The sequence below is a fragment of the Acinetobacter sp. CIP 51.11 genome (assembly GCF_000369665.1).
Classification (GTDB): Bacteria; Pseudomonadota; Gammaproteobacteria; order Pseudomonadales; family Moraxellaceae; genus Acinetobacter; species Acinetobacter lwoffii_S.
In genome coordinates this window covers 139,125-155,214 of record NZ_KB850128.1, presented here as the reverse complement: position 1 = coordinate 155,214, position 16,090 = coordinate 139,125, and the positions used below count along the sequence as shown (strand labels likewise).

Below are 16,090 nucleotides of genomic sequence, written 5' to 3'. Positions count from 1 at the left end.
TTAAATAAGAAGCCTCCGAAAGGGGGCTTTTTTATGGTTATTAGTTGATAAAAACTAATTCACAATTTATTTTGTAGTAATTAACTGAATTATAAATATCATGACCTTAGAATTATTTATAGCATCTTTAGCTCTCTTAATTTCAGTAATGCAATTATGGAAAACTTATTTTTATAAATCTAAACCATTCTTCACGATTGGAACTTTAACAGAACAAATTTATCCGATAAAAAGTGCTAGTGAAGAATGGTATGTGTGTAGTTTTCATATGCCAATTTCAATCTCGAATCATGGTGCTCAATTACTGATTATTGAAAAACTTAGACTGAAGTTGGTTTATCAAGATATTGAATTAAAGAATAACTATGAATATCTCTATGCTAAATGGATTCTTGATACAAAAGATTCCAAAAAAATTGATAGTGATCGATTCAGATGGATAAATGATATTGATCTTGAAGATTGGATTCCTCAACTTATTCAAGCCCGATCTATACAATCAAAAAGTTTTATTTTTGAAACCCGCTGGGATTTTCCTATCGATCAGAAGTTGACAGTTACTTTGCAAGGTAAGCTTATGAAATCTAACTCTTGGAGCGATATAAGTTCATGGGATATAAATCATAATCTCACTGTTTGGCAAATGTTGGTGATGGGTGGAAGTTCCATTGGTCATACTACAGAGCCAAAAGTTTTAAGAAGATCAAAAGCCTTATCTAATAAAATTTATATTAAGAATAAGATAGAATTTAATCCTGATAATTCTTTTTTGATACCTTCTTATTCAAATAAAAAAAATGCTCTATCTAAAATTTTAAAGATACTGAATAAGCATTAATTTAAATATTAGACCTCTTGCGAAAGTATCGTTTTACCTAATTTTTGAATTGGCTAAAACCTTATAATATGTAGCTTTTGGCTGTTTAAATTTTAAATTTTGACTAACGCAAGAAGTCTATTATTCTTAGTATTATTGAGATAAGGTAATGTGATAATCGCGCTATTCTAAATAGAGTAGAGGTATAGAAAATATGAATATTAATTCATTCTCCCCAATCCCTGAAGGTGATGAAGAACTGCATCTTCCTGAACTGGTGTACTGGGCATCTTTAGGCGATGTTGAACAGGTCGAGCAGGCGCTACACGAAGGTCTGGACGTCAACTCCGCCGATGAAGAAGGCTATAGCGCCTTACAGGCTGCCGCTGAAAATGATCATCTGGAAGTGGTCAAACTTTTGGTTAGCAAAGGCGCAGATATTGCCCATCGCAGTCCACATACAGCTTTAGAGCTGGCTGAAATGGCAGGCAATAAAGAGGTGGTGGCTTATCTGAAAAGTCTGGCCGGAGGTGTCTGAATATAAAAAAAGAACCTCAATGCTGAGGTTCTTTTTTTAGTGTAGGAGCTTAGGCAGCTTCGCCTTCAAGCTCTTTTAAGATCGCTTCATTGAAAGCCGGTAAATCGTCCGGATTGCGTGAAGTAATCAGTACCCAGTCACCGGTATTGCAGCGATGGACTTCTTCATCGACCCATTTCCCGCCGGCATTTTCCAGATCCAGCTTGATGCTCTTATAGGAAGTCAGATTCTTGTCTTTGATACGCTGTGCATCAATCAAAGTCCATGGCCCATGACAGATCGCGGCAATCGGTTTGTGATTGTCGGCAAAATGCTGAATGATTTTTTGCGCATCCTGATTGATTCTCAAGGTATCCGCGTTGACTGTACCGCCGGGAATCACCAAAAGATCATAATCATTCAGATCGACGTGTTCAAGACTGGTATCCGGCGTATATTGGGTGGCAGCTTTGGTATCACCTTTGACCGTCGCGACATCTTCATTTTTTTCGGCAGCATGAATCACTTCAAAACCTTTGGACTTTAGAAAATTTAAAGGCTCAGTGAGTTCATCATGTTCAATGCCTTGATTGGATGTAATAAAGAGGACCTTTTTTACCATGATTGCTGTTCCCAAAAAATGTGAGGATTTTTAGCTTAACAACAAGGGGATTCTTACAATGTTGGAGTTTTAGCTCGGAACTGTTAAGCAATGATAAATAAAATAATAGGCAGAAAAAAAGCCCCGACATCCTGTCGGGGCTTTTTCGTATCTCGTGATTTAGGTATAACTCCTGTCGTACCTCACGTCCTGGTGTTGCGATGTTATTCTTGTTTTTAGGTCTTCTGGAGCATCCTGCTCTCTATGTTTATAAAGTAATACACATCCCGGTGGCGCACTAGCAGCAGATTGCGGTTATTGCTGTACGTTTTGGCTTACATCAGCGCAGAGAAATTGAGCTGTGCAAGCTTAACCAGTTGTATTGCATTAAAAATGCACATCTAGACCGATATAAGGGCCTTTAAATTCCAGCTGTAAATCTGGACGTTGATCCTGTTCAAAATCCACTTGCATGATGCGATAACCGATTTTGGCACCGACATCGACCAGCAGATTATCAATGAAATCATATTGCAGTTCGGCTTGTACATCGGTCTTTCGGGTATCACTGCCGTGACTGTAAACCGCTTCTGCTTGGGCACTCAGTCCGGTAAAGGGTAATTTAACCCCGGCTGTTGCATAGAGCAGTGGGCTGTATTCATCCAGATCGTATTGAGTGAAAACTCCGGTCGTCAGGTTTTTCACAGTACCATCCAGATTGGTTAAACCTGCACCTATATCCGCATGCACAATAGTATCTAGCAATTCATAATACAGAATATAGTCAATATTGTTCAGCTCAATTTCTGAGGCATTGATAAGAGAACTCTGTTCGCTATTGCTGTCCAGATTGACGTATTTAATCTTGGCATTTGGTAACAATGGCACAGGATGTTCTACAGCGACAGATAGCTGCGCTGTACCTTGTCGATCTAGCTCATGCTTGAAATTGTTATCCTGACTATAGCCGTCAAAATCCCAGTAACTGAGATCCGCTTTCACGCCGATCACATCTGCATGACTGAGCGTACTGAGTCCAAAACCGAATAATAAGGTGGTGAGTATTTTTGCGCGCATGGCTCTATTCCCTAAAGCTTTATTAAAATTGGAGGTGTCTGGTTACTTAAAAACATCTTCTTAATATGGAGTAGCAAGTGCATGATATAGAGAATTTCAAAAATGTATATCCTTGGATTTTGCAGGACAATAAGATGGTAGCGAGAAGCACACAACAAGCGAAAGAGTATGCATTATATGTCGCCGGTCAGGCGGTTCAGACGGGTGAATGGCTAGAGGTCAAACATAAATATAGCCATGAACTGTATGCCCGTGTCGCCTTGGCTGATGCCAATACACTGGAACAGGCGATTCAGTCTGCCGTAGATGCTGAAGCCGAAATGGCTGCCTTGGAGCCGTTTCAGAAACAGAAAATTCTGCTGCATTGCGTACGCCGTTTTCGTGAGATTCATGAAGAACTGACTGAAATTCTGATTGCAGAAGGGGGCAAGCCGCGTAAAGCAGCCGAAGCCGAAGTTGAACGTCTGATTAATACTTTCCAGATTGCCGCAGATGCCGTGACCCAAGTTGATCAGGGACGTATGCTGCCTTTGGCCGTGACTGCGGCAGCATCCGGTTATCAGGGCATTGTGAAACAGGTGCCGATTGGTGCAGTGTCTTTGATTAGTCCGTTTAATTTTCCTTTAAACCTGACCGCGCATAAAATTGCTCCTGCGATTGCAGCCGGTTGTCCCTTTGTGCTGAAACCACCTAGCCTGACCCCGATTTCTGCCTTAAAAATTGCTGAAATTCTGGCGGAAACCGATTTACCGCAAGGTGCCTTTTCGGTATTGCCCTGTCCGCGAGAGCTGGCCGATCTACTGGTCACTGATGAGCGTTTTAAATTACTCAGTTTTACCGGTTCCGATGCGGTAGGCTGGGATATGAAAGCGCGTGCCGGACGCAAAAAAGTGGTCTTGGAACTGGGTGGCAATGCTGCTGTCATGATTGAACCAGATACCGAAATTAACGATGCGCTGATTAACCGTCTGATTGGTGGCGCTTATAACCATGCCGGACAGGTGTGTATCAGTGTGCAACGCATTCTGGTGCATCAGCAGATTTATACTGAAGTGAAGGACAAACTGCTGGCGAAACTGAAAACGATTAAAGCCGCTGATCCGAATCTGAGCACAACCTTGGTTGGTCCGATGATCAAGGAAGATGAAGCCAAACGCCTGAAAAAATGGCTGGATAAAGCCGTGAAAAAAGACGCGAAAATCCTGATTGGAGGCGAATTGAATGGTGTGATGTTCGCACCGACCTTGCTGGAAAATGTAGACCACAGTCTGGAAATCTACCGTGATGAAGCCTTTGGCCCGGTGGCAATTCTGGAAGCGTATGCTGATTTCGAATCCGGTATTGCCTGTATCAACCGCAGCCGTTTTGGCTTGCAAGCTGGAGTGTATACTCAGAATCTGAACAAGATGCTGTATGCCTGGGATCATCTGCATGTCGGCGGTGTCATTATCAATGATATTCCGTCTTTCCGGGTCGATAACATGCCTTATGGCGGGGTCAAAGATTCAGGTCTGGGTCGTGAAGGAATTCAGTCAGCCATTCGCGACATGCAGGAAGAGCGCATGCTGGTGATTAAAGCCTAAGTTTAGAATACTCATCGCTTCGATATCACAGGCAGCTTGTTTTAAATCTGCTTGTGATATTTAAACCGGTTTTTAAAGAGGTCAAAATTCCATGAGAGAATTTGATTTCCCATATCACGGCTTGGTCATGCGCCTTAGTATGAGCCGTTTCATCATTAAATAATGATCTAAAAACAGATGCTGGATCAGAGTCTTGGAATACATTTTTTAAAACAGCGACCCTGTAGTAAAACTTAAGAAAAAATATATTCCAAAAAGTTTGTCAATATATAACTTGTTTAATCTGGCTTATTTCGCAGAATTATTGAACGCTTAATTCGAATAGATTATAAATAACGAATATTTTAAGCAGAATTTACAGAAAAAATTTAAAAAAGTCAGTATTGTTGAGTCATCTACAAGGTCAGTTTTTCGATCAGACTTTAAGCAAGATGTAAGACCTGCTGACCTGTTTGTACATTAGAATTCGACGCCCACAAGGTGCCATCTAATTCAAACACCCAAAATTATTGAAAATGCTTCTTTTTTTGCTTGCGCCATAACCATAACAAGCAGCATCTAAAGAGGTTAAAAGTTTAGGTGTTCTATGACAGAAACTCGTGAGAATTGGTCCGCACGATCAGGATTCATTATTGCAGCGATTGGTTCCGCCGTTGGCTTGGGGAATATCTGGCGTTTCCCTTATGTTGCCTATGAAAATGGCGGCGGGGCATTCCTGATCCCTTATCTGATTGCGATTTTCGCAGCAGGTTTACCTTTATTGTTTTTAGACTATGCGGTCGGACACAAGTTCCGCAAAGCGCCGCCTATGGCCTATAAAAAACTCATGAATGCCGAATCTCTGGGTTGGTGGCAGGTCATGGTCACTCTGGTGATCGGGATTTACTATGCCAGCGTCTTGTCCTGGGCCGGCAGTTATATGTTCTATTCCTTTGGACAGCAGTGGGGCACAGATACCCAAGGCTTCTTCTTCAATACTTACCTACAAAATGGTGAGGGTCTGACTCTCGGTTTTGTACCTGTGCTGTTCTTTGGTCTAGTGGTCGTTTGGGCAGCAGTCATGCTGATTCTTTACGGTGGAGTACGCCGTGGGGTGGAACTGGCGAATAAAATCTTTATGCCATTGCTGGTGATTTTATTCACGATCCTGGTGATTCAGGCAGTCCGTTTACCGGGTGCAGTCGATGGCTTAAATGCTTTCTTCACGCCAAACTGGGAAGCGATGGCCAACTATAAAGTCTGGTTAGCGGCCTTTGGTCATATCTTCTTCTCACTTTCAGTGGGCTTCGGGATCATGTTGACCTATGCCTCTTACTTGAAACGCAAAACTAACCTGACCGGTTCAGGCATTGTGGTGGCATTGGCCAACTCGTCTTTTGAAATTCTGGCGGGTATTGGTGTCTTTGCCGCGCTTGGTTTTATGGCATTCAGCTCAGGTGCGAAAGTTGAAGATGTGGTATCTGGCGGTATTGGTCTGGCCTTTATTGCGTTTCCGAAAATCATTTCCAGTTTAGGTGCAGGTGGTGACCTGTTCGGTTTCCTGTTCTTTGGTTCATTGACGGTGGCGGGTATTACCTCCATGGTCAGTATCCTGCAAGTTCCGATTGCTGCGTTCCAGGACAAACTGGGCTGGTCAAAGAACAAGTCAGTGACCATTATTGCGGGTGGTTCAGCAGTGATTTCTACCCTGATGTTCTCGACACATAGTGCCATTACCTTTGTCGATATCATCGATTACTTTGCCAATAACATCGGTATTGTTGGTGGTGGTCTGTTATCGATTATTCTGTTGTCCTGGTTCCGTCGTCCATTAATGAAACAGCTGGAAGGCCATGTGAATGAGTTTGCCAGCGTGAAACTGGGTGCCAGTTGGAACTTCATGCTAACGGTGATCACGCCTTTGTCATTATTGCTGGCATTGGGCCTGACCCTGAAATCGATCATGGCAGAAGGTTATGGTGGCTATGCTGCCAGTACCCTATGGATGGTAGGTGGAGGAGTAATGGCATTCTTTATTCTGGGTGCCATTCTATTCAGCCTGATTAAAGATCGTCACAGCTAGGAGAGCGACTATGAATACATCTGCACTAATCATGATGATCATCTCTATCGTTTTATTATGGGGTGGTCTGGTACTGGCTGTGATTCATCTGGCAAAGAATCCGGAAGAACCAGAAGACTAAAAATCTTCACATAAACCTACTGTTACCATAAACGGAAGTCATTATCATCCTTGATGATAATGACTTTTTTAATGGCTGATGCTTTGACATGATTTCCGTTTCAGATGGACAAGTCTATACAGCCTTTGCCGTGACTTTATTTGCCGGGCTGGCCACCGTGGTGGGTGGGGGACTGGTATTATTCTTAAAAAAACCTAATTTCCGTTTGCTGGCCTTTGGTCTGGCCTTTGCTGCCGGGGCCATGATCTATGTCTCTTTAACCGAAATTCTGAACAAATCGATCGCTTCCTTTAGCCTAGATTTTGATGAAAAAACCGGTTTTGCCTTTGGCACTTTTGCTTTTTTACTGGGCGTAGTTCTGGTGTTATTGCTAGATCGCTTTGTGCCAAACCCACATGACACTATTGAAACCCATTCTGCCAAGGGCGTCAGTTCACCCCAATTACTGCGTACCGGCATGCTGACCCTGTTTGCGATTAGCGCACATAACCTGCCGGAAGGACTCGCGACGTTTTTTGCCACGCTAGAAAGTCCTGCTTTGGGCGCGCCGTTGGCGGTGGCAATTGCGATTCATAATGTACCAGAAGGCGTGGCAATTGCCTTGCCGGTATATATGGCCACCGGCCGTAAAGACTATGCCCTTTGGGCCAGTCTGGTTTCGGGCCTGGCCGAACCATTAGGGGCAGCGCTCGGGTATTTTATTCTGGCACCTTATATGAGTGAAACTGTCTATGGTCTGATCTTTGGCGTGATTGGCGGGGTGATGGTTTATCTGGCGCTGGATGAATTATTGCCGACGGCAAAGCGCTATTCTGAAGGGCATGAAACAGTCTATGGATTGGTGAGCGGCATGGCGGCATTGGCCAGCAGTCTGGTGATTTTTAAGTTTATTCAATAAGCCATATATTCACTAAATCACGCGCCATAAAAAAAGCAGCTTAGGCTGCCTTTCATTTTAAACGCATGACTTATGCAGTTTTTTCTATACGGCAATAGAAGAAGCCATCGCCTTGATCTGCTTTCGGCAACAACTGACGACCGTGAATCTGTTCGATGCCCCAATCGGCTTCGATCTTGATTTCTTTGGCATCGGCATGTTGAGCAAAGAATTCGACCATCTGCTGTTCGTTTTCGGCTTTCAAAATTGAACAGGTGATGTACAGCAAAGTACCACCGACTTTCAGTTGCTGCCACATATTTTCCAGAATCTGCTTTTGCAGCTGTACCGTTTGCGGAATATCTGTGGAATGACGCAGTAAACGGATGTCCGGATGACGACGGATCACACCAATTGCAGAACACGGTGCATCCAGCACGATACAATCCACCGGCTCCGGCGCTGTCCAGGTGATCGCATCAGCCGCGATAATTTCAACGTCAGCATATTCAGTTAATAGTAAACGTTCCAGATTTTCTGCCACACGGACTAAACGTTTGGCATCTTGGTCAATGGCATACAGTTTTTTCGGGCTATATTTTTCCAGGATATGCGCGGTCTTGCCACCCGGAGCGGCACAGGCATCGACCACCACTTTGCCTTCAAGGTCAGGAACTAAGGTCGCACACAGCTGGGCATGTTCATCCTGAACCGAGAAACCGCCGGCTTCATAGCCCGGCAGGTTCGGAATATGGACATTCTGTTCCAGAACGATGCCAACTTCAGAAAGAGTACAGACACGTGCTTCATAGCCTTCTTCTTCCAGAATTTCCAGATATTCATCACGGCTAACTTGGTTGACATTGACACGCAAGGTGAGCGGTGCAATCTGTTTCAAGTCATGTGACAGTTCGGCAAGCTGTTCCGGCCAGTCTTTCTTTAAACGCTTATAGAGCCAGCTTGGCAGGCCATGTGCCTGATTTAAAGCCAGATCAAATTCTTCTGTTTCACGTGAAACACGACGCAGAACGGCATTGACCAGACCGCTTAAAGGTTCAAAACCGAGCTGTTTGGCTGCAGTGACGGTTTCTGAAATTGCAGCATGCGCCGGAATACGGGTACATAAAATCTGATACAAACCCAGATATAAGCAGCTTTCTAAAGCCTGATTATCAAGAGGTTTGGTTAATAATGGCAGGGTAATGGCTTTCAGGCCGTGCCACTGACGTAAACAGCCCAAAGTTAACTCGTGATACAGACCACGGTCACGTTCAGACACGATGTTGATATGTTGATTGAGTACAGAAGCAAGTGATTGGCCGTTTTGTACAGCCAATAGGGTTTTTACAACTTGCGCGCGCAAATTCAAGTTTTTAGCTGATGATTGAATTTGGCTCATGCGAATTTATGTCCTACCGATAGTTTTTGAGTTTGATTAATTTGAACAGCATTCAGGGCTTTGCCACCTGGCCATTGCAGATTGGTGATGCAAATAGCATGTTGATCGCCACACATTACATGCACGCCGTCTTTATCCAGGGCAATCACTTCACCAGGCAGGGCATTGCTTGCCTTTTGCGTGGAAAGTGATGAATTCCAGATACGTAAATTGTTGCTGTCATCCAGTGGGGTAAATGCCACCGGCCAAGGATTAAAGGCACGAATATTACGGTCAATGTCTGCTGCAGGCAGTGTCCAGTCAATTTGCGCTTCGGCTTTTGTTAGTTTATGTGCATAGACAGTCAGGCTTTCATCCTGAACTTCACGAGTCTCAAGATAGTGCTGTAAAGCCTGTTCCGATTCGAGCACGGCCACAATCGCCTCAGCACCTTGCAGTGCCAGTTTGTCATGCAGGCTGGCAGAAGTATCTTCGGCAGTAATCGGACATCGTGTTTTATACATCATATCCCCGGTATCCAGACCGGCCGCCATTTTCATAATGGTCACACCCGTTTCGGTATCGCCGGTAGCAATCGCGCGCTGAATCGGGGCTGCACCGCGCCAGCGTGGCAACAGCGAACCGTGTATATTCAGGCAACCATATTTTGGCGTATCCAGAACCACTTGTGGCAGGATCAGGCCATAAGCTGCCACCACCATCACATCTGCATTTAAGGCTTTAAGTTCCGCTTGCGCCGCCAGACCTTCTTCAGTCGATGACTTGAAATGTAAAGGCTGATAGACCGAAAGATGATGTTCAAGCGCTAACTGCTTCACCGCAGATGCCGTGAGCTTTTGTCCACGTCCGGCCTTGCGGTCCGGTTGAGTATAGACCGCCACAATTTCATGTCCGGTTCTAAGCAACGCAGCCAATGCAGTCGCTGCAAATTCTGGTGTGCCTGCAAATATGATCTTCACACATGAAATTCCAAATAAACTTAAAAGCTATTATAAGCCAAAAGCCAAATTTCAGCCTAATCGTTGCAAAAACTTATCCGAGAAGCTTGGTGAGTGCTTGAATTTCAGTGGAATTTTTATATAAAAAAAACTCATGCAAATTGTAAAAATTATTCATGAAAGTTTTGTATTGTCCTGATGATGATGGCGGTATAGTAGATTTCATTAAGAAATTTTTATCGTCAGATCATCCAAACCTCTCTATAGACATTTTTGCCTGCATCTACACCCAAAAGGCCATCTTGTAAATCAAGGGCTTGTAGTATGATAGGTTTAAAATTCAACTGATTTAAGCTCCTTGTCAGTATGATTTAGCCAGAGTGGATCTGCCCGATTCATTGCAAGCTCAAACTTTGTTGGAAATATAAAATGCCTGACTATCGTTCAAAAACATCGACACACGGAAGAAATATGGCTGGCGCACGCGGTTTATGGCGTGCCACCGGCATGAAAGATGAAGATTTCGGTAAGCCGATTATTGCGGTGGTGAACTCGTTCACCCAGTTTGTACCGGGTCATGTGCATCTTAAAGATCTGGGTCAGCTGGTGGCACGTCAAATTGAAGCGTCAGGCGGCGTGGCCAAAGAATTCAATACCATTGCGGTCGATGATGGCATCGCGATGGGTCATGACGGCATGCTGTATTCATTGCCTTCACGGGATCTGATTGCAGACTCGGTCGAGTACATGGTCAATGCGCATTGTGCCGATGCAATGGTGTGTATCTCGAACTGTGACAAGATCACCCCGGGGATGCTCATGGCCGCGATGCGTCTGAACATTCCGGTGGTATTTGTCTCTGGCGGTCCAATGGAAGCGGGCAAGGTCAAAATCCGTGGCAATGAAAAAGCCATTGACCTAGTCGATGCCATGATTGTTGCAGCAGATGACAGCTTCACTGATGAAGAAGTCGCAGAATACGAACGTTCTGCTTGTCCAACTTGTGGTTCATGTTCAGGCATGTTTACCGCAAACTCGATGAACTGTTTGACTGAAGCACTTGGTTTATCGCTTCCGGGCAATGGTTCAACACTGGCAACCCATGCCAACCGTAAAAAATTATTTGAAAAAGCTGGTCAACTGATTGTTGAATTGGCGAAACGTCATTATGAACAGGAAGATTACAGCATCTTGCCACGTTCAATCGCAACCAAAGCGGCATTTGAAAATGCGATGACTTTAGACATTTCCATGGGTGGTTCAACCAATACGGTTCTACATTTGTTGGCAGCAGCACACGAGGCAGAAGTCGACTTTACCATGACTGACATCGATCGTTTGTCACGTAATGTGCCAGTTCTTTGTAAGGTTGCGCCGGCGAAGCAGGACGTGCATATGGAAGATGTACACCGTGCCGGTGGCATCATGTCGATCCTGGGTGAACTGGATCGCGCGGGCTTGCTGGATACTTCTGTTCCAACCGTGCATGAAAAAACTTTAAAAGATGCCTTGGATAAATGGGACATCATCCGTACCGAAGATGAAGAGGTGTATCAATTCTTCAAATCGGCACCGGGCGGTGTTCCGACCCAGACCGCATTCTCGCAAGACCGTTACTATGCGCGCTTAGATGGTGACCGTGACAATGGCGTGATCCGTAATGCAGCCAATGCCTTCTCACAAGATGGTGGTCTAGCGGTACTTTACGGCAACATCGCGCTAGAAGGCTGTATCGTAAAAACTGCGGGTGTGGATGATTCAATCCTGAAATTCAACGGGACTGCACGTGTGTTTGAAAGTCAGGATGCTGCAGTTGAAGCCATTCTTGGCGGCAAAATCACTGCGGGTGATGTTGTGGTGATTCGTTACGAAGGTCCACGTGGTGGTCCGGGCATGCAGGAAATGCTGTACCCGACCAGTTATCTCAAATCGAAAGGTTTGGGTAAAGACTGTGCACTTTTAACAGATGGCCGTTTCTCGGGTGGTTCATCTGGTCTGTCGATTGGTCACGTGTCTCCTGAAGCAGCGGAAGGTGGTGCGATTGGTCTGGTTGAAGATGGTGACCGTATCGAAATTGATATTCCAAACCGTACCATTCACCTGGCAGTGGATGATGCAACCATGGCAGCACGTCGTGAAGCCCAAGAAGCCAAAGGCTGGCAGCCTGCTGAACAGCGTCCTCGTAAAGTGTCTAAAGCACTCAAAGCGTATGCGATGCATACCACCAGTGCCTCGAAAGGTGCAGTACGTGATATCTAATTTGTAATTTTACAGATTTAAAAAGCACTCCAGACGGGGGTGCTTTTTTATTAATTGTTGAAAATAGCACGGTCGCATTTTACTTTGTGATTTTGCAATAATATTGCGTAGACAATGTTTTACTTTTGACAGCGCAAAAGTAACAAAACGCCTTTGTTTTCCTGATGCAGCATCCTTGCTGCACAGGAAAACAGCGACATCCATGTCGCTTCATCATGTGATCTGATTTGGGTAGAAAAATAATAAATGGATTAATGGGATTCGCAGAGTACAGAGTGTTGCTTTCATGTGTAGTCTGCTTTCTATACAATGACCTTAAAATAAATTGTCCAAGACCGACGCTTAAAATTGGTCATCGCCCAGGAAGAGAATAATGAGTAAAGATAATATCCGCGAGCATTCAGCCCCCGTTTATGAAGGCATTGAAAATGCACCGGCGCGTTCCATGATGCGTGCTACCGGTTTTAAAGATGTTGATTTTGAACGGCCATTTATTGGCATTGCCTCGACCTGGGCCAATGTCACGCCTTGTAATATGCATATTGATGGTCTGGCCAGAACTGTAGAGCAGGGCGTGAGTGCTGCGGGCGGCAAAGGTATTATCTTCAATACCATTACCATTTCTGACGGAATTTCCAATGGTACAGAAGGTATGAAATATTCACTGCTGTCACGGGAAGTGATCGCAGACTCCATTGAAACAGTGGTGGGCTGCCAGGCTTATGATGGGGTGATTGCAATTGGCGGCTGCGACAAGAATATGCCGGGCTGCCTTATGGGGTTGGCACGCTTAAACCGTCCGGGGTTGTTTATTTATGGCGGCACTATTAAACCGGGCGAAGGCCATACCGACATGATTTCGGTATTTGAAGCAGTCGGTCAATATGCCAAAGGTGAAATTAACGCGATTCAAGTCAAGCATATTGAAGAAGTATCCTTGCCGGGTCCGGGCTCTTGTGGCGGCATGTATACGGCCAACTCGATGGCCTCTGCAATTGAAGCACTCGGTATGAGCTTGCCGGGCTCCTCGGCACAGGAAGCGATTTCGGATGACAAGCAAATCGACTGTGCCCGTGCCGGTGAAGCAGTCATGAATCTGTTACGACTGGATATCAAGCCACGTGACATCATGACCAAGGCTGCTTTTGAAAATTCGATCAAGGTCTTGATTGCGCTGGGTGGTTCGACCAATGGCGTGTTGCATCTGCTAGCCATGGCGCATACCGCAGGGGTTGAATTGAGTCTGGATGACTTTGTCCGAATTGGCAAAGATATTCCGGTGGTGGCCGATGTGCGTCCATCCGGGAAATATTTAATGTCAGAACTGATTGCGATTGGTGGGATTCAACCACTGATGAAGCGCATGCTGGATGCCGGCATGCTGGATGGGTCCTGTTTAACGGTCACAGGTAAGACGCTGGCAGAAAACCTGGCCGATGTGCAGGACTATCCGGAAGGTCAGCAGATTATTCTGCCTTTTGATGCGCCCGTGAAAAAAGATTCCCATCTGGTGATTTTGAAAGGCAATCTGTCGCCGAAGGGCGCTGTGGCCAAGATTACCGGTAAGGAAGGTCTGCATTTTGCTGGCCCGGCACGGGTCTTTGAAGGCGAGCAGGGTGCCATGCGCGGGATTCTGGATGGCGAAGTCCAGCCGGGTGAAGTGGTGGTGATTCGTGGCGTCGGCCCTAAAGGTGGTCCGGGCATGCCGGAAATGCTGAAACCGACTTCTGCGATTATTGGTAAAGGTCTGGGCGCTTCGGTGGCTTTAATTACTGACGGACGCTTCTCTGGCGGCAGTCATGGTTTCGTGATTGGTCATGTGACGCCAGAAGCTTATGAGGGCGGCCCGATTGGTCTGGTGCAAAATGGTGATCAGATTTCAATTAACGCGGAAACTCGGGAAATGACCTGGCATGTCGCGGAAGAAGAAATTGCTGCACGTCAAGCGGCCTGGACCAAACCTCAGCCAAACTATACCCACGGTGCGCTGGCTAAATTCGCCAAACTGACTTCAGGTGCAGAAACCGGGGCGGTCACTGACCTGAATCTTGACCTCTAATCCATTGTTAAACATTGAACATTTGCTTATGACTTGATATAAGTTTTTACAGCATGCAGGGCTTTGGCTTCTGCGATCTTAAAAATAGATTATTCTGCGCAGCTTCTCATATGTTGAGCTGCGCACCGTCATTGTTGTCGAGGCCGATCTCATGTCCCTGTTACGCCGTTGGTTTGATCCAATCCGATCGAGTTGGTTTTACCAAAAACCGACCCGTCAAACGGTGTTATCTATTCAAGATGGGCTGAGTATCCATTTAAGACTGGATGATGTGTACAGTTATCTGGCGGTACAGCAGTTGCCCCAGCTCGAAGAAATTTTAAGTCCAGAACTCAAGCCGCTAAAAGTCATCATTTCCAGTGAGCATGCCGAAGCGCCGAACCAGATGTCTTTTGATGAATGGCAGCACTACACGATTAATGATGCCAAAATCTTGTCGAAACAGCACCGTTTCAGTTTTCATGATACGCCGGAATTACCGAGCGCTGAGGCCTTAAAACAGGCCGAACTGATTTTGCGACATACGCCGCTGCGTGGACAGGATTTCCTGTATTTGCTGGAAGATGTCTTCCATATGCTTTGGCAAAAACAGACCGGAAAATTACGAACTCTTTATGCCATGGCCAGTCGCCACCATCAGCCACAGGATTTTCCCGAACGTATTTTTGATCAGACCCCGATTCTGGCCAGCTATTTCAATTTAGGCGGTCGCCAGTATCAGGCGGTCGATGACCTGTTGCGTCTGACCCGGCGTCTGGAGCAGCAAAAACTGCTGACCGGTAATCCGATTTTTATGATCGATCACATTGAATGGCGTGAACATCTGATCAGTGATGCCGAGGAGCTGAACGAGATCCAGTCGATGGATCCGGAACTGGACTTGTATATCGCGCTGGAAGATCCGATCTCCTGGCTATTGCTGGCCTATATCAAGGAAGAACTGGCGGATTATTATAATATCCAGCTGAATGTCTATCCCTTGTCCTATCGTGGACGAGATGACTTTGACTGGAGTCTGGCCACGCGTTTATCCAAACGGACGGAAGTTGAATTCACTCCGTTCTGCCGACCGACCGAGCAGGCGATTGCGCCAATGGCACAATTATTTTATAGCTGTCCCGAGGAGCAGCGGATCGAGGCGATGTACCAGATCTTGCAGGCCGTCTGGACCCGTGGTGAAGACCTGTCTTATGCACCCCATTTCAAACGTTTGCAGCAACAGTTAAATATTGTCGATCTGACCCAGGACGATATTCTGGTCAAGCTGCAGGACAATGATATGCTCTGTGAAATGAAGTCGCAGCCGAATTTCCCGGTACTGGAACTGCGCATAGATGATCAAAGTTATACATTTAATAGCTTATATCGGGTCTGGATGATTGAAAGTATTTTCAGTAATGTGTTAGAAGAAAAGTATAAGAGTAATAATCAAACTGAAAGTGAACTGAAAAAACATGGAAAAGATCAAAGCTGAATCACTAGAACATGCACGTCAACAGATCGATGCCATTGATACAGCTTTAGTTGAGCTGATCGCTGCGCGTCAATTTTATGTTGATCAAACCACCCGTTTCAAAAAAACCGAAACCGATTTACAGTCACCGGAACGTATGGAGCAGATTGTAGAAAATGTCAGAGCTCTGGCGCAAAAACAAGGTGTCGATCAGGAGTTTATTGAACATCTATACCGTGAAATGTTCCAATACTTTATTCAACGTGAACTGAAAGAGTTTCGTCCTTAAACAGACACGTGCTTTAATAGAAGCCTTGCGGGGCTTCT

General features: G+C 45.3%; 14 protein-coding genes. 10 read left to right on the top strand and 4 right to left on the bottom strand.

All coding sequences use genetic code 11. The features are described from left to right. Positions 1-100 precede the first annotated feature (100 nt). Together F894_RS01045 and F894_RS01040 are read left to right on the top strand one after the other, a co-directional pair. Positions 101-838 (top strand): hypothetical protein, encoded by a 738-nt coding sequence (locus tag F894_RS01045; RefSeq protein ID WP_005245518.1) that lies wholly within the window; start codon positions 101-103, stop codon positions 836-838. Positions 839-1,031: 193 nt separating this feature from the next. Beyond that, positions 1,032-1,355, top strand: a complete 324-nt coding sequence (locus F894_RS01040) for an ankyrin repeat domain-containing protein (RefSeq protein WP_005245516.1) — start codon at positions 1,032-1,034, stop codon at positions 1,353-1,355. 49 nt (positions 1,356-1,404) lie between these two features. Here F894_RS01040 and F894_RS01035 read toward each other — a convergent pair whose 3' ends face one another. Together F894_RS01035 and F894_RS01030 are read right to left on the bottom strand one after the other, a co-directional pair. Next, positions 1,405-1,956 (bottom strand): type 1 glutamine amidotransferase domain-containing protein, encoded by a 552-nt coding sequence (locus F894_RS01035; RefSeq protein WP_005245514.1) that lies wholly within the window; start codon positions 1,954-1,956, stop codon positions 1,405-1,407. A gap of 366 nt (positions 1,957-2,322) precedes the next feature. Then, complete coding sequence (locus F894_RS01030) at positions 2,323-3,012, bottom strand: TIGR04219 family outer membrane beta-barrel protein (protein WP_005108259.1); 690 nt, start codon at positions 3,010-3,012, stop codon at positions 2,323-2,325. A 134-nt stretch (positions 3,013-3,146) separates the two neighbouring features. Between F894_RS01030 and F894_RS01025 the strand changes: the two genes are divergently transcribed. From F894_RS01025 to zupT, 4 genes are all read left to right on the top strand, one after another. After that, entirely contained in the window at positions 3,147-4,595 is a 1,449-nt protein-coding gene (locus tag F894_RS01025; RefSeq protein WP_005108261.1) for an aldehyde dehydrogenase family protein, read from the top strand. Positions 4,596-5,181: 586 nt separating this feature from the next. Next, entirely contained in the window at positions 5,182-6,657 is a 1,476-nt protein-coding gene (locus F894_RS01020) for a sodium-dependent transporter (protein WP_004280815.1), read from the top strand. Between the two features lie 10 nt (positions 6,658-6,667). Next, positions 6,668-6,778 carry a methionine/alanine import family NSS transporter small subunit gene (locus tag F894_RS14810; RefSeq protein WP_004647694.1) on the top strand — a complete coding sequence of 37 codons (111 nt, stop codon included), beginning with the start codon at positions 6,668-6,670 and terminating at the stop codon, positions 6,776-6,778. A gap of 88 nt (positions 6,779-6,866) precedes the next feature. Next, positions 6,867-7,676, top strand: coding sequence for a zinc transporter ZupT (zupT, locus tag F894_RS01015; protein WP_005108262.1), 810 nt, complete (start codon positions 6,867-6,869; stop codon positions 7,674-7,676). Between the two features lie 70 nt (positions 7,677-7,746). On the opposite strand, the gene rsmB is transcribed toward zupT, so the two are convergent. Together rsmB and fmt are read right to left on the bottom strand one after the other, a co-directional pair. Next, complete coding sequence (rsmB, locus tag F894_RS01010; RefSeq protein WP_005245511.1) at positions 7,747-9,054, bottom strand: 16S rRNA (cytosine(967)-C(5))-methyltransferase RsmB; 1,308 nt, start codon at positions 9,052-9,054, stop codon at positions 7,747-7,749. Further along, positions 9,051-10,013, bottom strand: a complete 963-nt coding sequence (gene fmt / locus F894_RS01005; RefSeq protein WP_005245496.1) for a methionyl-tRNA formyltransferase — start codon at positions 10,011-10,013, stop codon at positions 9,051-9,053. Before fmt ends, rsmB begins: the two co-directional genes overlap by 4 nt. A gap of 408 nt (positions 10,014-10,421) precedes the next feature. On the opposite strand from fmt, the gene ilvD (F894_RS01000) reads away from it, so the two are divergent. The 4 genes from ilvD (F894_RS01000) (at position 10,422) to F894_RS00985 (ending at position 16,052) form a co-directional block, all read left to right on the top strand. Continuing rightward, the gene (gene ilvD / locus F894_RS01000; RefSeq protein ID WP_081401186.1) at positions 10,422-12,251 is read left to right on the top strand and encodes a dihydroxy-acid dehydratase; all 1,830 of its coding nucleotides are present in this window, start codon (positions 10,422-10,424) and stop codon (positions 12,249-12,251) included. A 373-nt stretch (positions 12,252-12,624) separates the two neighbouring features. After that, on the top strand, positions 12,625-14,310 hold the full coding sequence (gene ilvD / locus F894_RS00995; RefSeq protein ID WP_005245491.1) for a dihydroxy-acid dehydratase: 1,686 nt from the start codon (positions 12,625-12,627) through the stop codon (positions 14,308-14,310). Positions 14,311-14,461: 151 nt separating this feature from the next. Beyond that, on the top strand, positions 14,462-15,784 hold the full coding sequence (locus F894_RS00990; protein WP_005245482.1) for a hypothetical protein: 1,323 nt from the start codon (positions 14,462-14,464) through the stop codon (positions 15,782-15,784). Next, a complete protein-coding gene (locus tag F894_RS00985; RefSeq protein WP_005094791.1) occupies positions 15,765-16,052 on the top strand; it encodes a chorismate mutase in 288 nt (95 codons plus the stop codon). Before F894_RS00990 ends, F894_RS00985 begins: the two co-directional genes overlap by 20 nt. Positions 16,053-16,090 lie beyond the last annotated feature (38 nt).